The sequence below is a fragment of the Paenibacillus yonginensis genome (assembly GCF_001685395.1).
Classification (GTDB): domain Bacteria; phylum Bacillota; class Bacilli; order Paenibacillales; family Paenibacillaceae; genus Fontibacillus; species Fontibacillus yonginensis.
In genome coordinates this window covers 3,788,939-3,812,117 of the sequence record NZ_CP014167.1, presented here as the reverse complement: position 1 = coordinate 3,812,117, position 23,179 = coordinate 3,788,939, and the positions used below count along the sequence as shown (strand labels likewise).

At 48.7% G+C, this 23,179-nt stretch carries 18 protein-coding genes; all 18 read left to right on the top strand.

Features of this window, described 5'->3' with window-relative positions; all coding sequences use genetic code 11:
• The first annotated feature begins 17 nt into the window (after positions 1-17).
• The 18 genes from mreB (at position 18) to AWM70_RS17255 (ending at position 22,959) form a co-directional block, all read left to right on the top strand.
• Positions 18-1,013, top strand: coding sequence for a rod shape-determining protein (mreB, locus tag AWM70_RS17340; protein ID WP_068698496.1), 996 nt, complete (start codon positions 18-20; stop codon positions 1,011-1,013).
• An 81-nt stretch (positions 1,014-1,094) separates the two neighbouring features.
• Positions 1,095-1,970, top strand: a complete 876-nt coding sequence (locus tag AWM70_RS17335) for a flagellar hook-basal body protein (protein WP_068698494.1) — start codon at positions 1,095-1,097, stop codon at positions 1,968-1,970.
• Between the two features lie 10 nt (positions 1,971-1,980).
• Positions 1,981-2,817, top strand: coding sequence for a flagellar hook-basal body protein (locus tag AWM70_RS17330; protein WP_068698492.1), 837 nt, complete (start codon positions 1,981-1,983; stop codon positions 2,815-2,817).
• A 12-nt stretch (positions 2,818-2,829) separates the two neighbouring features.
• Complete coding sequence (locus tag AWM70_RS23955) at positions 2,830-3,159, top strand: DNA-directed RNA polymerase subunit beta (protein ID WP_237167743.1); 330 nt, start codon at positions 2,830-2,832, stop codon at positions 3,157-3,159.
• A gap of 368 nt (positions 3,160-3,527) precedes the next feature.
• Positions 3,528-3,950, top strand: a complete 423-nt coding sequence (fabZ, locus tag AWM70_RS17320; RefSeq protein ID WP_068698490.1) for a 3-hydroxyacyl-ACP dehydratase FabZ — start codon at positions 3,528-3,530, stop codon at positions 3,948-3,950.
• Positions 3,951-4,003: 53 nt separating this feature from the next.
• A complete protein-coding gene (locus tag AWM70_RS17315; RefSeq protein ID WP_068698488.1) occupies positions 4,004-5,722 on the top strand; it encodes a phospho-sugar mutase in 1,719 nt (572 codons plus the stop codon).
• A gap of 139 nt (positions 5,723-5,861) precedes the next feature.
• Positions 5,862-7,880 (top strand): DUF5693 family protein, encoded by a 2,019-nt coding sequence (locus AWM70_RS17310; protein WP_068698486.1) that lies wholly within the window; start codon positions 5,862-5,864, stop codon positions 7,878-7,880.
• Positions 7,853-9,088, top strand: coding sequence for a polysaccharide pyruvyl transferase CsaB (gene csaB, locus AWM70_RS17305; RefSeq protein ID WP_068698484.1), 1,236 nt, complete (start codon positions 7,853-7,855; stop codon positions 9,086-9,088). The genes AWM70_RS17310 and csaB overlap by 28 nt, the downstream gene beginning before the upstream one ends.
• A gap of 6 nt (positions 9,089-9,094) precedes the next feature.
• Positions 9,095-9,844, top strand: a complete 750-nt coding sequence (locus AWM70_RS17300; RefSeq protein ID WP_068698482.1) for a WecB/TagA/CpsF family glycosyltransferase — start codon at positions 9,095-9,097, stop codon at positions 9,842-9,844.
• A gap of 121 nt (positions 9,845-9,965) precedes the next feature.
• Positions 9,966-11,090 (top strand): MraY family glycosyltransferase, encoded by a 1,125-nt coding sequence (locus tag AWM70_RS17295; RefSeq protein ID WP_068698480.1) that lies wholly within the window; start codon positions 9,966-9,968, stop codon positions 11,088-11,090.
• A 223-nt stretch (positions 11,091-11,313) separates the two neighbouring features.
• Complete coding sequence (locus AWM70_RS17290; RefSeq protein ID WP_169823464.1) at positions 11,314-15,261, top strand: S-layer homology domain-containing protein; 3,948 nt, start codon at positions 11,314-11,316, stop codon at positions 15,259-15,261.
• Between the two features lie 153 nt (positions 15,262-15,414).
• Positions 15,415-15,756 carry a hypothetical protein gene (locus tag AWM70_RS17285; protein WP_068698476.1) on the top strand — a complete coding sequence of 114 codons (342 nt, stop codon included), beginning with the start codon at positions 15,415-15,417 and terminating at the stop codon, positions 15,754-15,756.
• A 511-nt stretch (positions 15,757-16,267) separates the two neighbouring features.
• Positions 16,268-19,657, top strand: coding sequence for an Ig-like domain-containing protein (locus AWM70_RS17280; protein ID WP_068698474.1), 3,390 nt, complete (start codon positions 16,268-16,270; stop codon positions 19,655-19,657).
• Between the two features lie 793 nt (positions 19,658-20,450).
• The gene (locus AWM70_RS17275) at positions 20,451-20,930 is read left to right on the top strand and encodes a JAB domain-containing protein (protein ID WP_068698472.1); all 480 of its coding nucleotides are present in this window, start codon (positions 20,451-20,453) and stop codon (positions 20,928-20,930) included.
• 14 nt (positions 20,931-20,944) lie between these two features.
• Positions 20,945-21,241, top strand: a complete 297-nt coding sequence (locus AWM70_RS17270; protein ID WP_068698470.1) for a hypothetical protein — start codon at positions 20,945-20,947, stop codon at positions 21,239-21,241.
• A 186-nt stretch (positions 21,242-21,427) separates the two neighbouring features.
• Positions 21,428-21,640 (top strand): hypothetical protein, encoded by a 213-nt coding sequence (locus tag AWM70_RS17265; protein WP_068698468.1) that lies wholly within the window; start codon positions 21,428-21,430, stop codon positions 21,638-21,640.
• A gap of 49 nt (positions 21,641-21,689) precedes the next feature.
• Positions 21,690-22,574, top strand: coding sequence for a tyrosine-type recombinase/integrase (locus tag AWM70_RS17260; protein ID WP_206093372.1), 885 nt, complete (start codon positions 21,690-21,692; stop codon positions 22,572-22,574).
• A gap of 28 nt (positions 22,575-22,602) precedes the next feature.
• On the top strand, positions 22,603-22,959 hold the full coding sequence (locus AWM70_RS17255) for a hypothetical protein (RefSeq protein ID WP_068698464.1): 357 nt from the start codon (positions 22,603-22,605) through the stop codon (positions 22,957-22,959).
• The last annotated feature ends 220 nt before the right edge of the window (positions 22,960-23,179 follow it).

Below are 23,179 nucleotides of genomic sequence, written 5' to 3'. Positions count from 1 at the left end.
CTTTGGGGGATGCAGGAATGGGCAAGGATATCGGGATAGACCTCGGAACGGCTAATGTGCTGATACACGTAAAAGGAAAAGGGGTAGTGCTTGACGAACCATCGGTGGTCGCCATTGAGAGCGATACCAAGCGTGTCCTTGCCGTGGGGGAAGATGCCCGGCGCATGGTGGGTCGTACACCCGGCCATATTATAGCCATTCGTCCGCTGATGGACGGGGTTATTGCTGACTTTGAAATTACGGAAACGATGTTAAAGCATTTTATTAACCGTGTCGGAGGGAAGAACTGGTACAGCCATCCCCGCATTTTGATTTGCGCGCCTACTAATATTACGTCCGTTGAGCAGAAATCGATTCGGGAAGCGGCGGAGCGCAGCGGCGCAAAAGAAGTTTTTATGGAAGCAGAACCTAAAGCTGCGGCTATTGGCGCAGGTATGGATATTTATGAACCGAGCGGCAACATGGTAGTCGATATCGGAGGAGGAACGACCGATGTGGCGGTGCTCTCCATGGGAGACATCGTCACGGCTTCCTCGATTAAAATGGCGGGGGACAAGCTGGACGACGCTATCATCCGTTATATTAAGAGCAAATATAAATTGATGATCGGCGAGCGTACGGCCGAAGATATCAAGATCAGTATCGGAACGGTTCACCCGGGCGGCAGAAATGCGAGTATGGACATTCGCGGCCGGGATATGGTCAGCGGTCTTCCGCAGACGATCAGCATCACTTCCGAAGAAATCCAGGAAGCGCTGTGGGATTCGGTATCTTCTATCGTCTCCGCGGCTAAATCCGTGCTGGAGCGCACACCGCCGGAATTATCCGCAGACATCATCGACAGAGGCGTCATTCTGACCGGCGGCGGAGCGCTTCTGCACGGGCTGGACGAGCTGCTGGCGACGGAGCTTCGCGTGCCTGTACTGGTTGCCGAAGATCCCATGCACTGCGTGGTGAAGGGCACCGGCATCATGCTCGACAATTTGGACCGGGCTGTAAAGAAAAAGTTTTAATAACCGATAAATAGATTTAGGAATGATGTTGCAGCAAGCTGCTACATACTATAGAAACATTAAGAATCGGAGGCATCTTCCATGCTAAGAGGACTTTATACAGCGGCCGCAGGCATGATCACTCAGCAGCGTGTGCATGATACAGTGACCCAGAATATCGCAAACGTGAATACAACAGGGTATAAGCAGGTGAACAGCGTTGCCCGCTCTTTCCCGGAGGTTCTGGTATCCGCTGTAGGCGGCAGCCAGAAGGCCAGCACGCCGATCGGCAAGCTGAATACGGGCGTATTTGCCGAGGAAAGCCTTCCTTCCTTTACGCAGGGAGATGCCAGAGAGACCGGCAATCGGACGGATTTTGCGCTGGTTGGTTCGCTTCAGCTTCAGAACCCGGCTAACGGTCAAGATTATGTATTTGATGCGAGCGGGAAGTCGGTGCAGGAGGACGGCAGCGTGGTGTACCAGCCGCAGGCTTTTTTTACGGTGCGTGATGCGGAAGGCAATGTGAAGTACACGCGCGACGGAGGGTTCCATGTGGACGCCGCCGGGCGCCTGGTGACGGCGGAAGGTTATGAGGTGCTGGGCACCAACAATAATCCAATTACGATTGCGGGAGCTGTAGATCAGCTTAAAGTAGATAATCAAGGTAGAATTGTCAATCCGGACGGGACCGCAGGTCCGCAGCTGCTTATCAGCGTGGCGAACCAGCCGAACCAGCTCGTTCGGGACGGCAACGGCGTATATGAAGTGGCCGATCCGAACGCGGCGGGCATCAATCCGCTGGCGGCTGGTGCCCAGGTCGAAGTGCGCCAGGGTTCGCTGGAGAATTCCAATGTGGATTCTGCGCAGGCTATGGTTGATTTGATGGCAGCCCAGCGGGCTTACGAAGCGAATCAGCAGGTGATCCAATATTACGATCGAAGCTTGGACAAGGCCGTCAACGAAATAGGCCGGGTATAGGAGGTGCCGCATGAATAACTCATTAATCAGCTCCAAGGTGTCGCTGAACAGCCTGCAGCAAAGGCTGGATCTGCTCGCCGATAACATTGCCAACCTGAATACGAATGGTTATAAAAGCAAAGACGCCTCTTTTGTGGATACCTTGACCCGTGTTCAGCAGCAGGAGAAAGACATGACGCAGCTGACCGGACGCAGCACCCCTTCCGGTTATAATTTGGGTTTCGGAACCAAGCTGTCCGGGTTAAGCCTGAATTTCACGCAGGGTGCGATTAAAGATACCGGGCTTCCTACCGATGTGGCCATTCAGGGCAATGCGTTGTTCCGGGTAAGGGATGCTAACGGCAGCGTTGCCTGGACACGCGCCGGCAATTTTCAGCTGCATCCGGACCCGTCCATTCCGGGGCAAGCCGCGCTGGTGACGAGCGAAGGCTACAGCGTTCTGGATACAACGGGCCAGCCGGTATCCGTGCCGGCGGGCGGCAAGCTGCAGATTGGGGCAGACGGGACGCTTACGGTGACGGATGGGACAGGCACTTTTGATATGGGCCGGCTTCAGCTGGATTATGTCAACCGTCCGGAAGGACTTGTAGAATTGACCGATAATAGGTATGGTTTAGTAAGCGGAGCGGTTCAAGGCGATGTGTTGACTGCGGTGGATACTTTGGTTGACGGGGATCCCCGTTTTAATAAGGTTTCTGTACGGCAGGGCGCATTGGAGCAATCCAACGTGGATATTTCCAAGGAAATGACCGATATGCTTCAGGTGCAGCGCGCTTATCAGCTTTCCGCACGCGCCTTGACCTCGAGCGAAGCCATGATGAATATGGCGAATCACTTGCGTGGATAAGGTGGTGCTGAAATGAATGAATACACCGGACCGGAACAGCAGGATCGGACAGACGGACCAAGGCGGTCGCGTGTGCAGAATAGAACCGGGGAACAAGAGCCGCGCAGCGGCAGCAGCGAAAGCCAAACGGACGTGAAGGAAATGAAAGCTCCCGAAGCCGGGCGGCGGAAGCGCCGCTGGGTGTGGAGACTCGTTTGGACGCTGGTGATCCTTGTTATTCTGGCCGCGGCCGGCTTCGGCGGTGTAGGGGTAGGGTATGTATTCTTCGGTAAACAGCCCTGGAGTGATCTCCTGGAATGGAGCACCTGGCATCATGTTTATGATCTGGTGTTCTCTCCTTAAACCATTAACAAGCTTTAAGAATGAAATAAGTCTGACCTGAACAAATAAAATAACCTCCGCTTACCGGTTTGCCGCCGGCTGAGCGGAGGTTATTTTGCTGAATGGCATCCCTCTAAAGGCGGATTTGCGGTAGACGAAGGTAGTTTCCTTTTTGGTGGAGGAAAATGTATAATGGTGTGGGATTGTTATACAGCAGGCAAGGTTGGGTAATTCAAAAGGGCTGTATCCTTTATCCGGCACAGCCGCCGTCCTAAAGGATAAGCCCCTTATCTTAACCTTCGCTTCTGCAGGGACGAAGGATAATAACAGTATGGCCCTTTTTTGACGTTTTTATTCGGGCCTTTATTTGAAAGGGGTAACAACTAACCATGATGGACGTACGTGAAATTCAGCAAATTATTCCGCACCGCCCCCCGTTTCTGCTGGTCGACCGGATTTTGGAGATGGAGCCGGGCAAGCGGGCTGTCGGCATCAAGAACGTAACGATTAACGAGCCTTTTTTTACAGGTCATTTCCCGGAGTATCCGGTGATGCCGGGCGTACTGATTACCGAGGCGCTGGCGCAGGTCGGAGCAACCGCGATTCTGACGCTGGAAGACAATAAAGGCAAGATCGGCTTCCTGGCCGGCCTGGACGGCTTCCGGTTCCGCGGACAAGTGGTGCCGGGCGATACGCTGCGCCTTGAAGTGGAGATTATCCGCGTGAAGGGCTCCATTGGCAAAGGGAAAGCTGTCGCCAAAGTCGAAGATAAAGTAGTGGCCGAAGGCGAAATTATGTTTGCTTTGTCTTAAAATGTAGAAAGAAAGACATACACTCGACAATCTTACCTATAGGAGGAATTGTGATGAGCAACCCACTGACCGTTCTGGACAAAGTACAAAGCTGGCTTGAGGATGCCAACATTGACGAAGCGACGAAACAGGAGCTTCGTGAGCTTGAAGGCAATGCCGCCGAACTTGAGGATCGTTTCTATAAAGATCTGGAGTTTGGCACAGGGGGACTGCGCGGCGTAATCGGCGCAGGCAGCAACCGGATGAACCGTTATACGGTTGGACGGGCTACGCAGGGCTTCGCCGCGTTCCTGCTGGCGAATGCGCGGGAGCACGGCAATAACGCTCCTTCGGTCGTCATCGCCCATGACTCCCGCCACTTCTCGCCGGAATTTGCCCTGGAATCGGCACTGGTACTGGCAGGCAACGGAATTACAGCCAAGCTGTTCCGTTCGCTTCGCCCGACTCCGCAATTATCTTTTGAGGTACGCCGCTTGAACGCCGACGGGGGGATCGTGATCACGGCGAGCCATAACCCGCCGGAGTATAACGGCTATAAGGTATACAACAACACCGGCGGACAGCTGGTTCCGCATGAAGCGGAACAGGTCATTGAGCAAATCCGCCAGGTGCAGTCTTTTGCCGAAGTGAAACGCCTGACTCAGGAAGAAGCGGAAGCACAAGGTTTGCTCGTATGGTTGGATGAAGCCGAAGATGAAGCTTTTGCCGATACGGTTGCGAGTGTCAGTGTGAACCGCGACCTGCTTGAGCAGGGAGCCGGCAAGGACGTCGTCATTGTCTATACGCCGCTTCACGGTACAGGCAATAAGCCGGTGCGCCGGGTGCTGGACAAGCTGGGCTTCTCGCAGATTCATATCGTGCCGGAGCAGGAGCAGCCGGATGCCGAATTCGCCACGGTGAAATCGCCGAATCCGGAGGAACGGGAAGCTTTTACAAAGGCCATTGAGCTGGGGAACAAGGTGAATGCCGACCTGCTGATCGGCACAGACCCGGATGCTGACCGCATGGGAGCCGTTGTCCGTACGACAGATGGCAAATATGAAATATTAACCGGTAACCAATCGGGTGCAATAATCGTTAATTATTTATTAAGCCAGTTGAAGGAGCAGGGCAACCTGCCGGCAAACGGCGCCGTCGTCAAGACGATCGTTACAAGCGAGCTTGGAGCGGTAATCGCCGAGCATTACGGATTGACGGTATTCAACACGCTTACCGGCTTCAAATACATTGGCGAGAAGATGAACGAATTCGAGAAATCGGGCAACCATTCCTTTGTATTTGGTTATGAGGAGAGCTACGGTTATCTGGCAGGCAACTATGCCCGGGATAAGGATGCGGTAGTGGCAGCCTCATTAATTTCCGAAGCGGCGGCATACTACAAGCAGCAGGGCAAAACGCTGATGGACGTGCTCGAAGACATCTACCGCCAGTTCGGTTATTACCGCGAAGCTTTGTCTTCCCTGACGATGAAGGGCAAAGACGGCGTAGCCAAAATCAATGACCTGATGACCACTTGGCGCGTAAGTCCGCCGGATGCCGTGAACGGTGCCAAGGTGACGAAGATGCTTGATTATTCGAAGGGCCTGGATGGTCTGCCGAAGGAGAACGTACTTAAATTCCTGCTCAAAGACGGCTCGTGGTTCTGCCTGCGTCCTTCGGGAACCGAACCCAAGATCAAATTCTATTTCGCGGTTAAAGGTTCGTCGGATGAAGAGGCCAAAGCGCGCCTGGCTTCGCTGCAGGAAGAGGTTTTATCCCGCGTTGAAGCGTAAAGCGGATGCGGATGGGCGGGACTTGTGCCCGCCTTTTATACAAATCTGGAAATGGACAGGCTGTGGCCTTTCCATTTTTGGATTTTTAGCGGGGATGTGCCATGCTGCGCCGTTCCTACATTAATGAGGAGGTTCTTTCGTGTATTCAACGTGGAAAAAGGGGAACAACACCACCCGCAAATGGCTGTGGATTTTGGTTGTTGTGGGATTGGTGGCCTCTCTGCCGATCATTTACGAACGGGTAGAGACGGAGAATTCCGCCAAGCAGGTACAGTTTGTATTCAATTATCGCAGCTTGCTCGACATTTCGTCTTACCAGGTGAACCAGCAGGAGGCTTTGTCTGCAGAACTGGATAAGCTGCACGACTCCGGAGTGAACACCATTGCCGTGTTCGAGAGTAATCTGGACGAGCTGAAGAAAGCGCGCCGGATTATGGTTTATAACTCGCAGGATGTTGCCGAAATGAATAAGTCGGCCGTAACGGCCCAGGATAATGCTACTTATATTGCTTTTACGTCCGAGGACAATGCGAAGATTTACGCCCCGATCATTGAAGACGGCTTTAAGCCGTTTGATATTGCTGTCACGCCTTGGAGCGTGAATGGCCTGCAGGGGCTTCGCCTGAACACCTCGCCGGAGGATGCAGGTCTGAAGTCGCTGCAGCCTGATCCGCAGGCGCTTGAATTGATCCACAGCAAAGGATTTATGATCCTGCCGCGGATGAACGACAATGGTCCTTACAGTCAAGAGATTGTGGACAAGGAGCTGGATTTGTTCACCAGCTATGGCGTGAACCGGATTCTGTTCGACGGCAACGCTGTTAAAGGCTACGGGGACAATGCCGACAAGAATTCCCTGCAGGCTTTTGCTAATTCCCTGAAACAAAGAGGAATGGGCATTGCCGTTATCGAAGGTTTGAAGGAGCAGCAGAAAGGTTTTGCCAAGCTGGCCTACCTGCTGGACTACAATGTAGTACGCCTGCATTCCATCAGCGATACGGATGCGGTGCAATCGACCTCCACGCTGGCTGACCGGATTGCACTGGCGGTGAAAGACCGCAAAATCCGGATGGTGTATCTGAATGCTTCGCCTTCCCGCAATCCGGAGAAAGCGACGATTACGGATCCGATCGACAACCTGATTCATACGCTTCAGGAGCCGGGCAATGCGATCAGCCGGGTTCAGAAGGACGGTTTTCAAATCGGCACAGCTGAGGCGTTTGACGTAGTCGATCACTCGTGGGAGAAAGCGGCCAAATTGTTTGTGGTCCTGGGAGCCGTTGCTTTCACGGCAATGATGATCTCCTTGTTCCTGCCTTCATGGACGCTGGCCATGCTGATTTTGGGGCTGTTGGGCAGTGCAGGTTTGTATGTGCTGAAGCCGACGCTGCTGGAACAGATGCTCGCGCTTGCGGCAGCTATCAGTGCCCCTACGGTGGCAACGATTCTGGCGATCCGCAAGGTCAAGGAGCTGGGCGCCGCCCATCCGGGGATGAGCGCCTCGCGCAGACTATCGCACAGCCTGGTGCTGTTTATCAAGTCCGCGCTGATCAGCTTGAGCGCCGTTCCATTTGTAGTCGGCCTGCTCAATAACATTACTTATGCGCTTGTATTGAACCAATTCCGCGGCGTGAGCCTGCTGCATGCGGTTCCGATGCTGCTGGTGGCCATTTACGTGTTCCTTTATCAGGGCGAATCCGTTCTGGCCGAGCTGCGCAGATGGCTGCGTATGCCGATTACCGTGTTTTGGGTTGTCATTGTCGCCATCATCGGCATTGCCGGCTTGTATTACCTGTCGCGGACAGGCAACTCGGGCAGCCTGCTGCCGGGCGAAGCTTCGTTCCGCGCATTCCTGGAGAATACGATTGGCGTTCGCCCGCGGAATAAGGAATTTTTGTTCGCTCATCCGTTGTTTATCGTTGGGGTCTTTGCGTCCCTGCGATATCCGAAAGTGCTGTACATCATGATCATTGCCGCGATAGGTCAGCTGTCGATGGTGGATACGTTCGCTCATATCCATTCGCCGTTCTTCATTTCCCTGATCCGCGGCTTGCTGGGTCTCGGCTTTGGCCTGATTGTCGGTCTGGTCTTTGTCCTGATTTGGCAAATCCTTGAAAGGTGCTGGAAGAAATGGTCGCCTCTGCTACTCGAAAAATAGTGTTGTCCGGTTACTACGGCTTCCGCAATAGCGGGGACGAAGCGGTGCTTCGCTCGATTCTGACCGCGCTTGATGAAGAAGGAGCGAAGGCCGGGATAACCTTCGAGCCGATCGTGTTGTCCGCCGATCCGGAATGGACAACAAAAATGTATAAAGTCCGGGCCGTTCCTCGGATGAAATTGTCTGAAGTCAGGAAAGCTATACAGGAAAGCGATGGTCTGATCAGCGGAGGAGGAAGCCTTCTCCAGGATGCTACAGGCCCCGCTTCGGTCCCTTATTATCTAGGCATCATCAAGCTGGCGCAGTGGCTGGGCAAACCGACCTTCGTGTATGCCCAAGGCGTCGGCCCGGTGAACCGCAAGCTGTTCCACCGCCTGATCGCCTCGGTGTTCAAGAAATGCCGGTACATCTCGGTCAGGGACATGGAATCGGCGGAGCTGCTTCACACGATGGGTGTGAAGCAGGATCGGATTGAGGTGGTCCCTGATCCGGTTATGGGCATGCGGCTGCCGGAGGAAACGGAAGAAGCCGCTTCGGCAGGGGCTGCAGGAGCGGCGACTGGTGCAGGTGCTGGGGATGCGGATCAGCCGGCTCCCGCACCGGAGGCTACAGCATCTGCCGCTCAAGCGCAGCAGAGCGGAGAAGAAGCGGAGCTGCCGGTGATCGGCATTTCCGTCCGCTTCTGGAACAAGGAGCGGGCGGAGCTGACGGCCCTGGCCGATGGGCTGGCGCAGCTGGCCCGCCAGCGCAGCGTCCATCTGCGGTTTCTGCCGTTCCATCTGCCCTCCGACGAAGAAGCTTCCCGCTTCTGCATGGGACGGATCGGCGATTTGGCCGGCACCGGCAGCAGAATCAGCATGGCTCCGGCCACCGATAATCCGCAGGATATGCTGCGTGAGGTGGACGGCTGCTCGCTGCTGGTCGGCATGAGGCTGCACAGCCTGATTTATGCCGCCTCCAGAAGCGTTCCCCTGCTGGGCATTTCTTATGATCCGAAGATTGATCATTTTCTGGCCCGGCTGGGCAGCGTCCCGGTGGGGACCAGCGATCAGCTGTCGGCAGAGAAGCTGGCCGCGAAAGCCCAGCATCTGCTCGGCAGCCGCGGTGACTGGCAGAAGCAGCACAGCGGCCAGATCGAGCGGCTGAAGCGGGAAGTGGTGTTCCCGGCGCAGCGGATTGCGGATTATTTTGTGAAGGATAAAGGGTGACTCAAGGTGAATCAGAACAATACGATTCCAACGGTGGATTTATTCGGCATCCGGGTGAGCAAATGGGGCATGGACGATACGGTTCGCTATTTGACTCAGGCGATTGAAGCGGGCAAGCCGCATCAGGTGATTACAGCCAATCCGATCATGGTGATGGCGGCGCTCGAAGATCCTTCTTATATGGAGATTATGAAGAAGGCGGAGCTGGTTGTGCCGGATGGCACGGGTGTTGTCTGGGCGGCGAACAAAGCCGGAAATCCCGTCCAGGAGCGGGTAGCCGGGTTTGACCTGCTGCATGAGCTGATGAAGCTGGGCGAGCAGCGGGCTTGGAAATTTTACCTGCTCGGTTCTTCGCCGGAAGTGATTCAGGCAGCAAAAGATCGGTTACAAATGCTTTATCCGGGTGTAAAGATTGTTGGATGGCGCGATGGATATTTTAAATCCGAACAGGATCAGGAAGTAGTTGAGGCTATTAAAGCCGCCGCACCTGACGTTCTGTTTGTGGCACGCGGAGCGGATACCCAGGAGCCCTGGATCGCCAAGTACAAGGAGCAGCTGGCTGTGCCCGTGATGATGGGCGTCGGTGGGAGCTTTGACGTCATTTCCGGACGTTCCAAGCGGGCGCCGAAATGGATGCAGAAGCTGCGTGCCGAATGGTTGTACCGGCTCATTAAGGAGCCGACCCGCTACCGCAGAATGCTTGCGCTGCCGAAATTCGCCGTAAAAGTGCTAAAGGAGAAAGAAAACCTCGGCTAATTCCGGGAAAACAGGCTAATTCACCAGAATATCAGCCTACAATAGCGGTTTGGAGAGGTTGGTCTTTAGTTGCTTTCGGAGTATAATTCATTCGGTAGAACAAATGGGGGTTGAAATTGACATGTTGATGATTTATATCATCGGGTTTGTGCTGACATTAGCTTTGGCACTGGTCCTGACTCCGCTGGTTAAGAAATTTGCTTTCTTTATTGGGGCAGTTGATAAGCCAAACGCTCGCAAGGTGCACACCACCATTATGCCGCGGCTTGGCGGACTGGGGATTTTCGTAGCCGTGATGGTTGCGCTGTTTGCCATCCTGCCGTTCATTCCGGACGAATACTTGTCTACGCGTGACGTGAACTTCGTTAGAGCCTTTATGGTCGGCGGAACGATGATTATGCTGCTCGGTGCGCTGGACGACCGCTTCCAATTGAACGCAAAGCTGAAATTTGTGGTTCAAATTGTGACCGCTTGTATCGTTGTTTTTGGATTTGATATTCGAATTGAATTTGCCAATATTCCATTTCATTCTTATTCTTCCGTTGAAAGCTGGATTGCCATTCCGTTTACGATTCTATGGATCGTGGGCGTAACCAATGCCATTAACCTGATTGACGGTCTGGATGGCCTTGCTGCAGGTGTATCTGCCATTGCCATCGGTACAATTGCCGTTATGTCCTTTATTATAGGCAATGAAATTATTGCTGTTATTTGTTTGCTGCTCCTCGGCAGCATTATTGGATTCCTGTATTTCAACTTCCATCCGGCGAAGATCTTCATGGGCGATTCCGGTGCGCTGTTCCTGGGCTTCAGCCTTGCGCTCCTGTCCCTGCTTGGATTCAAACAGGTGGCGATCGTCTCGTTCCTGACGCCGCTGATTCTGATCGGCGTGCCGCTGTCGGATACGATGTTTGCGATTGTGCGCCGCTGGATGCAGAAGAAACCGATCTTCTCGCCGGACAAAGGCCACCTGCATCACTGCCTGCGCGAGCTTGGCTTCAGCCACCGCCAGACAGTGCTGATCATTTACGGCATTGCCGCATTCTTTGGCATTCTGGCCGTCATTCAGTCTTCGGCCGCTTTGTATTCGGCCAACTGGGTCACCTTCGTCGTCATCTGCATCATGGCCTTCTTCCTGCAGATCGGTGCGGAAGTCATCGGCCTGATCGGCAAGACGAAACGCCCGCTGATCAACTTCCTGATGCGCCTGCGCCTCAAGGTAACAGCAGAACGCGGATCGAAATAAGATTATATCGGACAAGCCCATTCACCTGCGGGTGGAGGGCTTGTTGTTATTTAGGCACCAGGCCCCCTTTTCCGAGAAAAGGGGACTTTTTTATGCCAATTTTCTTCAAATTTAGAGGGGATTGTCCGATAAAAGAGGTAACACTATCGAGGAAAAAGGAGAGGTTGCGCCAATGTATCGCCTTAAGAAGCCTTTCATAGGGCTGCTATTATTGACACTTATTTTGACTTTAATTCCTAGCGGGCTTCCAAGAGCCGTTCAAGCTGACGTCATATCGACCCGTTATTTCAGTCCGGACGTTCTGGATATCCGGAAGACGGTTGGACTGAGCATGGAGTATACAGCAGTGGAAGCTCAGCAAATCAAACGTGAAAATGTCTATACGACTTCGCAACCTACGCTGACTATTGAAGGTTCTTTCACTAGTGTAACTGGAAGCAGCTTGTCAGTTGTTGTCCAGCAAATTACACCGGTTACAAATGCGAAAGGGCAGGTCAGCTGGCAGCCAGATCCGTCTCACTACAGCAATGGAGCGGTAAGTGTCGATCCGAGCGCTACAAGCGGCCAACGTTTTATTGCCAATAATCTGCAGTTATACCCTGGTTATAACCAGATTACATTCTCAGGAGTACAAGGCGGATTAACACGTTCAGAGTCTTTTTACGTCCTGTTTGACAAGGTTCCTTATCTGCAAAGCCTGCTTGTAGCGGGCGGCGGGGGAGCTTCTACGCCGCTGAATGAAGGTACGCCGGTTGTAGTAACCGAGCAGCCAATCGCCCTTCAGGGTGTAGCCCAGAATGCAACTAAAGTGACTGTTGGCGTTAACGGGGGTACAGCCTATGATGCCTCTCTGGACCGGACGTCGGGGAACTTCTTCAGTTCGGGTCTGCCTCTTAATCCGGGAGCAAATGAGTTAACGATCATTATTAGCAGTGATAACGATTCCGTGACCTTTAAGAGAACGGTTTATCTGTATGATTCTACTGCGCCGTATACAGGATTTTATGTTCTGGCAGGTGATGCTAAGAACGAGCCTTTCAGCTTACAGAACAACCAGCCAAAGATCGTGAAGCCTGCCGACTTGGCTGCGACGGGAACTTCCCTGATCGCTCAGGTGCTGATCCCTTATGATGCCTTCACTGGAGATTTCCAGCATAATGTATCCATCTATTTGAATGGCGACTATACCAAAGATTTGAATGCCAATCATAACATTCCTCTTCTTAAGGTGAATCCGTTTGATACCTCAGGCAAACTTCTTGATAACCCTGCAGGCACGGAAGTTCGGGTGCCGGGACCGGACGGGGTAACGCCAAAGTATCGGCTGGCTACTTTCAAGATTGACAATGTGCCTGTATCAACAGCTAACGGCGGGTTGAACAATGTTAGAGTAGAAGTGCAATATGGTTCCGGATCAACCTTGGTAAACCCAGAGGCTCGGGGAAGCTTCTATTACCTGCCGGGTCAGAACCAAATTAACCAAATCTATTATTTGCCGAAATATGACCCTACCAAAAACAATGGGGATCTTACTGGCGTTTCTAAGGAGCCGCTCAACGGTGCCAACGTGAACTCCAGCGATTTCTATATTATGGTTGAATCAACAGAGGACAGAAACCCGGCTGACAAACTCGTCGGACAATATTTGCCGCTTGGAACAAGAACGGTAACGGTGACTGATCCGGTAGCTGTTACAGGCAGCTCTAATCAAATTATTTATAAGGTAAGCGGATTTGCGAGCGGTACGCAAAAGGTAAGACTCAATTATGATTCCAATACATCTGATTACAAAGACGTAACGATTACTTTTGTATCCAAAGCGTCTATTTCGATCAGCAATCTGCAAAATGGGCAAAACATCAGCATCAATTCCAAGTCGACAAGCGACACTATTATTCCGGTATCCGGACAATATTTGGGATTTCCAAATATCAGCAGCGCTCAATATTTTGTTAACGGAATCAGCGATGAGAATCTTGAAACTGAGTATGGGGACGAACCGGACACCAGCTATGAACTTGGAGTTCCGGCATCAACAAGCTTCAATTTGAAGCTTAAAGTCAGCAACAATGGCCCGCTTGTGTATGGCGAAAATAACATTGTATTTACAGGCGTTTACCTGGACAGCCAAGGCAATTCGACTACTGTAAAAACTACTTTAACAATCTACATTACAGATACAAATGGATCTACAATCGAGCAGTTCCATCCGAATGTAAGACCGGATAACGTGGCTTTCCCTACGGACTTGGCCACAGCGGATCCAACCGTAATTAATCAAATCCTGAATTATTCGACTGAGTTTACTTATAATGCAACAGCAGATAAGTACACAACAAGCCAAACGAAATATGATTTGGTGGCCCGCGGCGGCGGTGTCAGTGTCTTGAATTTCTATCGGGGTTCTGAACGGTTGTTCACATTGAATTTTAATAACACCCAAACGACTACTGGAACCTTTAAGATGGATGGTGTAGATTATACCTATGAACTGGCCGGCAACGAAGACGACTTCATCCTTCGTGTTGATGACTTGAAGTTTGATGTTCCGGGCAGCCAGTTCTACACACTGGAGTTGGTCAACGATACAGGAGCACGTACAACGAAAAAGGTTGAAATCGAACGGGTAGTTGAACCTTATCGAATTATTTCACCAGTGGCTACCTCCGGGGATCAAATTGTAGTAAACAAAAACTTTGTTCATATTGATATTGAAGCTGCCGGTGCTACCCGAGTTCTGATTGGCAAAGATGAAGCTACTCCAAGAACGGATATGAAAGACCGTTTCATTTATGATTATGTAGGGCTTAAACCAGATAAGCTTAATACAATCAAAATTCAGATCGAACGCACAGGCGGCAATCTGACAGGTAGTCTTTCGGTGTATTATACGACTACTGTGGGCGTTAATAGCGAATATATGGCCGAGAAAGTAAGCAACAAATATACGGTATTCAACAAGGGATTAACCCTATCGTTCCCTAAAGCAACTGTGCTGGAGACGATCGCAACAGGTACGGACGTAACCAAATATTATCCGAACAATAAAATTTTGTTCGGAATTGCAGATCCGATTGACGGAGCTGTTGGACGTAAAGACGACTACGGCAATACGATTGGACGTCAGCCAACCGAAGTGAGCGGTCAGCCTGCCATCAATATTCCTGCTGTTGTTTCTCAAAACTTCTCGACCACGGCTGCGACAGGAAACTTCTCGCTGGTGTCTCCGATTTACTGGGTGAACGGAGGTCTTGCCGACTACCAGGATCAGCCGGTATTAAATGGTCTTGCTCCTTATTCGGTTGAAGGTACCTTTACGCTGTTCAGTAAACCAAGAAAGCTTGTTCCTTCGCAGCGAGGGGAATTAACCATTGCTTATGACCCTAATATCGTTGACGACGCCGGAACAACGATCACCGTCTTCCGTTACACAGACAACGGAATTTGGCAGAACATTGGCGGCGAAGTCGATACGAAAGCCCATACGGTAACCGTACCATTCGACGAATTCGGTTATTATAAAGTCATGAAGCTTCGGATGGGATATCCGGATATTACGAACCACGGTTGGGCGCGGAATATCCTGAATGCATTGTACGCGAAAGGCATTATGGCTAACCTCCGTACAGATGCATTTGGCACAGATGACCAAACCACTCGCGGAGAATTCGCCTCCCTGCTGGTTAAAGGACTTAACTTGCCGATCAACTCGGATACTTCTTTAACACCAAAATCGTTCAGTGACGTTTCACCAGGAATCACGACGGCTACCTGGAGCTACGATTACATCGAGACTGCTGCAAGAGCAGGCATTATTACCGGTCAAACAGATGGTTTCTTTGGCCCGGATCAGCCGATTACCCGAGAGCAGGCAGCGGTGATGATTGCAAGAGCGCTGAATCTGAAGCTTGCTTTGAATGACAGCAAACTCAGTGCAACTTTGGATAAATCGTTTGTAGACTCCGGCAACATGGACAACTACGCGAAGCCGGCCATTCAAGCTGTGTCGAAGGCCAAGATTATGGAAGGCAGCGCGGTGACTGTCCCTGGACAGAAGAAAGCACAGTTCAGTTTCAATCCTAAGGGTTACATGTCTAGAGCAGAAGCGGGCAAAATAGCTGTCGAACTGCTTAAGAAGAGCACCAGCATGTTCCCTAAGACCTTTAATTAATAGGACAATTCTGAGAGAAGCCTTGGAGATGCTCCAATGGCTTCTCTTTCCTTGATCGTCTAGTATTACCAATTACATCTTTTTGTAATTTAATAGAATTTAGGATACAATAACAGAAGGCCAGACATTTTTTGCAAAAGGGTGAAGGGGAATATGAAACCGATTTTATCAAGACCGCAGCTGAACTATACGAAAGCTAAGACGAAATTTGAGGATAGAGCGAAAGTTTTGGAGAAGAAGATCGAAGAGACGCAGAAGCTGCAAGAGATTACGGAAGAGGTTATGGAAGGACTCGTACTGGAGACGGGATTTCATGATGCTTATGTGGCCCTGACTCAAGCAGAGAACGAGCTGATCGAGTGGTCCCGCGTAACCATGAAACATGAGAAAGAATACAAGGACAACAAAGAGGCTATCGATAATTTCTATTCCAATGTGAATGCGAGCCCGGAGCTTCGTGCTCAATTGATTAATTTGGCGATGAAGGTTAGATAAGACTAGCTACTATTATATAGTAGAAATAATTTTAAAATCTCTAAAGGCATCCTGACATCGGGTGTCTTTTTTGCGTTTCAGCTGCATAAAATTAGGTTATTGTATTGGGAAAAGTTGCTTGATGACTGGGAGAATCAGGAGTGCTATACTGAATTCCGTAAGACGCCATAATTGCTAAAAAGTTCAATAAAAGGCGCGGAGTAACAGTAATTAAATAAATGTAATTTTTTTTGTGAAAGGCGCAACTTTTTTGAAACTTAAGCGTTTAAGATGTAGAGCGTTACGCAAGGGCGACCTAATTAGACATGGAAGACTGTACCTAATGGGGAAACTTGTCTATCTATTAGAAAAATTAGCTTTACGGCTAAAGTCGCACATTGTATAATGTGAAAGGTAGGATTAGGAAACTACTCTATTTCTACCTGTGGAAATGTTTACAAGTTTCTGTGACGAACTCACAGACATCATTCATATGAAGTTTGCTCAACTCGGGAAAGGAGGTGCACGGCTAATGAGTAACACGAGCTATTCATCTAAAGAAAACTCTTTACACATGAAAGTTATTCAAGGAGGAGAAAAAAAGGTTATGAAGAAAATTTTATCCGTAGCTCTGTCTACAGCAATGGCATTCTCCATGTTTGCTTCTGTAGCATTTGGTGCTGACGCAGCAACTACACCAGACCAAAAGTTTGAAGCTTTGAAAGCAGCAGGTATCGTTAATGGTTTGCCAGACGGCTTGGCTCATCTGGAAAAAACATTGACTCGTGCTGAACTGGCTAAAATCATCACTAACTCCCTGGGATTGAAACCAGTAGAAGGCGTCTACACTTACAAAGACAAAAACTACGGTCCTAACCACTGGGCAGCTCCATTCATCGAAGCGGTAACTAGCGCTAAAATCATGCAAGGTTCCGTAGTTAACGGCAAACAATTCTTTAACCCTAACGACAACGTAACGGCTCAAGAATTGGCAATCGTTCTGACTCGCGCCTTGAAACTTGAAGTTCCAACAACTGGCGTTGACAACAACGCAGCTGCATGGGCTAAAGGCGAAGTTCAAGCCGCAATCAACGCTGGTTTCCTTGAAGCTAACACTAACTGGACTGCAGCTGCAACTCGCTCCCAAGCAATCGTTGCTGCATATGCAGTTTGGGAGAAATCTCAGCTTCCTACAGTAACAAGTGCTAATGTAGTTGACGCAACTCACGTTGACGTTACACTTTCCACTGGCGAAGTTGTTAAAGTAGAACTGAAAACTGCGCTGGAACCTAATGTTGAAACTCCAATCGAGTTCCAAGATGCTGCAGGTAACACACTTTCTACTAAAGTAACTTATGTTGTAACAACTGCAACTAAAGTTGACAGCGTAACTGCAACTAACCTTAAAGAAGTAACAGTTACTTTTGATGGTACTGTAGATGAGACATCTGCAGAACAAGTGGCTTTGTATTCTGTAGTGAGAGACATCACTGGTGCAAATGCTACTACTATTGAAAAAGCAACTGTATCTGCCGATAAGAAATCTGTAGTTCTTACTGTTGCTGGTAGTCTGTTGAACAACACTGCATACAAATTGTCTGCTACAGGTGTTAAAACAGGCGGCACTGCTACTGTAACTGCTAAGGATGTTAAATTTACTACTGCTGACGTTGCAGCTCCTACGGTTGATAAAGTAGAAGCATTGGGTAACTCTGCTGTGAAAGTAACATTTAGCGAGCCAGTAAACATTACTAACAAATCGGCTGCAAGCAACTACTTTGAAATTGATGGTAAAGTTGTTTCTGGTACACTTGATGTGAACAGCAACACTGTAATCATCAAATCTTTCACTAAGCTTGCTAACGGTGATCACAAAATTGTTACTAAGAAAGCGATCCAAGATTACGCTGGATATCCAGTTCTTGAGAAAACTTTCGACTTCACTGTAGCTGAAGATACAACTGCACCAACGATTGCTGGTGTATCCAACGTTACTTTTGAAAGTGCAACTGTAACATTTAGTGAAGATGTAGATCCTTCTACAGTTTCTGGTTCTAACATCTACTGGTTGGATGGTAGCCAAAAACGTTATGCAGATAGCGGATATGAAAAACAAATTGATGGAAGAACATTCAAGATCACTTTCTCTGGCTTGAAGAAACTCCCATCTTATGCTACTGACCTCTACATCAATGGGGTTAAAGACTACTCTGGCAACCAAATTGCTACAGACTCCAAGACAACTGTAAATGCAGTTATTGATACAACTCGTCCGGAAGTAGCAAGCTTCACATTTAATACTAACACTAACAAGAGTGCTGTATTGAAATTTACTAAAGCTGTTGATACATCCACATTTGCAGCTAAAAATGTAGTAATCAAAGACAGCACTGGTAAAGTTGTGACTAATATCTATACTCCAAGCTGGTCCGATTCCAACAAAACGTTGACTATTAACTTCTCCAACGCTTTGGCTGCTGGTACTTACACCATCGAAGTGACTGGTCTGAAAGACACTACAACTTTGGCTAACACAATGTTGCCTTACACTGGCGAAATCACAGTAGGGGATATTGCACAACCTAAGTTGGTTTCTACAGTAAAAACGGCATCTTCCTTCATTTTGAACTTTGATAAGAAAATGGCGGTTGATGGCGAAGGTTCCATTTTGAACCCAGCTAACTACTATGCTACTTACACTGTTGACGGAAACACAGTTACAGGTCAATTGCCTGCAGGAACTACTTTTGAAACACTTGCTGATCAAAAGAGTGTACTGATCAAATTGCCTGCTAATGTTACAGTTAGCAAACTGGCTGTTCAAGGTGTAAGATCTGCAGCTGGTAATGTTTTGAGTGGATATGTTGCTGATGCATTGGCATCTGGCATCGTAGTTAGTGATTTCAAAATTGCTGACGCAAAAGCAATTGCAACCAATGAGGTCGTTGTGAAATTGTCTCAGCCGGCTGCTTCTGCTGTGGCTAGTGACTTCGATGTAAAAGTTGGTGGCACTTCTAAAGCCGCAACTGATGCATGGGTTGACTCTTCTGATAATACTCTTGTACACCTGAAATTGGCTGACAATACTTTAACAACTGGAGTTTCCGCTGTTACTGTTAATGCTAAGAGCACTGGTACTGTTTCACAATCTCTAGCTGGTCAAACTATTGTTGCAGCTGGTACAGCAGTTAATGTTAAGGATGCAATTGCTCCTAGCGTTGTGAAAAATAGCGATGGAAAAATTGTTATTGCTGATGCAGGTACTCCTGCCGCTGCTACAGCAGGTATCGTATTTGATAGAAGTGCTAATACAATCGTTGTGAACTTCACAGAGAATGTTACTGCTCCATCTGAGGATGTTGCTGGTCAAATGTTCGCAATTACTCAATCCGATGGTACTAAGCTTGTATACGGTACTACCGCTGATTACACTGCTGCAATTTCTGGAACAACTGTAACTTTGGCTTTGAATCCAACTGGTCCAAATGTAGAAGGTTACAACGGCATTTATCGTATTGCTTTGACAAATGTATCGAATTACATTACAGATACAGCATCTGCTGTTGACTTTGATGGTAAAACACCAATCAAAAATGCTGTAAGTAACTTTGATGTGGCTGAAGATGCAGTTGACAATAACGCTATTGTTCTTGATTATCAAGCTCCAACTGCAAATGTAGATGCTGCTTCGACTACAACTAGCTTGGTATTGAATCTATCTGAGTCTGCTACTGTAGATGTAACTGGTGGAACTCAAACTGGTACGGCTGTTGTTACTCCAGCTACTGCAACAACTCAAGCAACAATCAGTGGTATTACTGCAGCTACTGGTGAAACTGTAGTATTCACTGTAACTGATGCTGCTGGTAACGTTAAAACTTACACAGCAACAAATACCGCTACTGGTTGGACATTATCTTAATAGTCCAAATTTCTCAGAAAAGAGCTTTCGATCTTACATTGATCGAAAGCTTCTTTTCTTTGAAATAAAGTATGTGAAATTACGCCAACTTTATGGAACTACCCAATTAATTATTCCTAAGATAAAAAGTACAAACCCTTTAGAACTTTAAAGGATATGTACTTTTATTCATTTAGAATAATATTTTTGAATAATGTATTTACTTTATCGCTGATACAGGAGGTCATAGGCTTAATAAAGTTCAAGCCACAGCAACGACTCATAGTATGGCTCTTTAAGTTGGAGCTTCTCTCCCTGCTATGATTACAAACAATTACAATTAGTTTAAGAACATTGAAGAAGACAACTTCATTGTTTCCAAAGGTCGTACATACAAGATACAACCTAGCTTAAATAAACTATAGCAAAGAGCTGCATATATTCTACAGATAGAGACATTACTTAAGACAACTCCTTGATCAGTGGCCAACTGGTGGCCAGTGTGAAAGAACTTGGATGACTGAATCTATAGAAATATTGACTTGTCTATTTATTTCTTTCAAGCGGAACCGTCGATTAGCTGGATTAGCCATCGGTTCCATCTACAATATTATTGGATTAAATTGCAAGTTCGACGAAGCACAGTTTTTGCTAAAAGTAACAATTATAAGTGCATTTGGTAATCCGAAATGTAACGGAAATTAAACTTATATTATTATCATGTATACGGATACATCAGCCTAAATTCCTTTATGGAGTTTGGGCTATTTCTAGTTCTAGAAGGAATTTGTAAGCATGGATCATTACAAAGTTATTGGATCAGATTCATTCGGGAGAACTCGAGGCAAAAAAACTGCCTCAAAGGAGCAACATCGTCAGTGTAAAACTAGTCAAGGAATCCATTCTGCCTTACAATGAAGGCTCCATTCGCTCTCCAGAAGACGGATACAAGCTGATGAAATACTTCCTTGCCGACCTTGACCGCGAGGCCTTCCTCGTCGTCAACTTGGATACCAAGAACTCCCCCGTCTCCATCAACGTCTGCCACATCGGCACCCTTAATGCCACAATCGTCCACCCCAGGGAAGTCATGAAAGCCGCAATCCTCTCCAATGCATCCTCCATCATCGTAGGACACAACCACCCCAGCGGAAACAGCTCCCCCTCTCAAGAAGACATTTCCACTACTGAAAGACTGGCGGAAGCAGGTAAGATCATCGGCATCGAGCTGCTGGATCACATCATCGTAGGTAACGATAACTTTGTCTCCTTGAAGACACGGGGATACATTTGAAAGGAAGTGACCGAATGAAGGAACTGGATTGGTTTGTAACGACCCTAGAGAGTGAATTTCAGGTCAGAGTGAATCGGGAAGAGGTGAGCTACGAGGCCGTTGAATTATCCTTTAACGAGCTGGACGAATCCCTAATCCCGCGTGAACTGATTCACGATCTGCCTGAGTTCCTGCTCTTCGAAACGCTTGTGTACGATAGCGAGGACGGGACCGAATGGCTTGGAGTGATCGCAATGTCCACGGAAACGAAGAAGTGGCACCTGCAAATGATCCTGAAAAGTGGCGAACCTCTCCTGAGAAGAAGAGTTTAGGCGAGCAGCTCCGTAGCCGGTAACTCACGGTATTTCTACGTGCAAACTCACGAAATAACTATTTTAGCGAGGTGACAGACAGAGAAATTAGAAGTAGGGCAAGCATTTGACACCTATTTAAGAGGGCAGAACTCACGGCATAAATATAATTCTATCGTGAGTAACAAAGACAAGGAGAGTGGTTACATGCTATTTCCGAACATCCCGACAAAGACACTCGGAGGGAACGTATTCTGGGAGACAGTGCTCCAGAGGAGAGGATGGAAACTGCAGCGGAATGTCTTCACCGAGCATTTCCGAATCCTGGACCCCCGACAGATTCGTCAGGCGTGGGGATACGATGAAATGGAGATCAGGGAAGCCTTTCGTGTATTTACAGAAAATCAAATGAACGTCTAAAGCCATGAATGCACCCTACAGCATTCATGGCTTTTTTGCGTGTAAGGGGATGAATCGAGTGAATGAACTTTCGCTGGCCTTTAAGCGTTGGCTCTTTGAGGAAGGAAGAGCTGAGAAAACAATCGAGTCTTACGTAGGCGATGTTATTGCGTTCCAAAAGTACCTTGGCGAGAAGGCAGCTGACCCCGGTCAGCCCCTCTCCCGCTTCGCCTTCGTCAGGTACAAGCAGCATTTGGTGGACGAGCATTTCGCCATGGCGACCATCAACAAGAAAATCAACAGCCTCAAAGTCTACAACGACTTCCTCCTCCAAAAGGGTTGGGTGGGGGAATCGTACATCCAGCTCAAGAGGGATCAGGTGAAGATCGCCGCCGGAAGCGAGCAGATCGTCGAGGCCCTGACGGAGGAGCAGGTCGACACGCTGCTGCACTTTCTGGAGCGGCCGAAGGTGAGCGTCCGGAACAAGGCCATGTGTTACCTGCTTCTGTACGGTGGGCTGAGGGTTAGCGAACTGGTCGGCATTAAAAGGCAGGACATCGACTTCCTGACTTCTTCGCTTCTGGTCATGGGCAAAGGGGGAAAGGTGAGGGAAGTCAGCTTGCGTCAGGACGTCATGGACCTCATGAAGCAGTACCTCAAGGGAGAGCGGGCCAGAAGCGAACATGCGGAAAGCGAGTATCTGTTTCTGAGCCAGCGCTCTCCCAAAGTCCACCAGGATGCCGTTCGGAATTGGCTCTCGATGGTTTCAAGAGAGCTTGGATTCAAGCTGTACCCGCATCTCTTCCGCCATACCTTCTGTACAAGATTACTGAAAAAGGGCGTAGACCTCACGACAGTAAGCAAATTGGCTGGACACTCGACCGTTAATATGACCGCCAAATTCTACATCCAAACCACGCGGCAGGAAAAGCAAAACGCCGTAGACCAACTTTAATAGGGGATCTAGAAAGGAGGAGTGATCCATGAAGATGATCCAGTCCATCTATGACATTGAAGAATTAGAAGCCGGGGGAAACATCCCCCTTTCGTATATCAGCGTAGTTAGAACCCAGTTTGAGGAATGGTACGAATCAGACCATACAGACGAATGCCTTACCGAATTCCGATTACCTGCGGAATCCTGTATCCATCATTTGGAGGAGGAAAAGGATGCTAAATTCATTTTGGATCAGCTCATTCATGTGGAATACGTAGAAACAGAAGAAGTTCAGGATTGCAGATACTTTCGGATCGGCATCATGAATGACCATCAGATGAACCTTGTTTTCTTCATAGAAGGAACTCTGAGTTCCAGAATAGAACAGTGGCTCCAGAACTAAAGAGATTCGTTACGCTTAGGATGGATAAATTAAAATGGGTAAATCTCTGCACGAGCAGGATGGGTTCTTGATTTCACCACAGGAACCCTATTTTTTTGACACTTAGCCACATAGAGGATCACTATCGGAAAGGTTCGAAACAATAAAAAGTAATCATTCTAAATTAAAACTAACCATGACATGGAATGGAAAACATGTGACTTCTCTCTCTTTAGGGGAG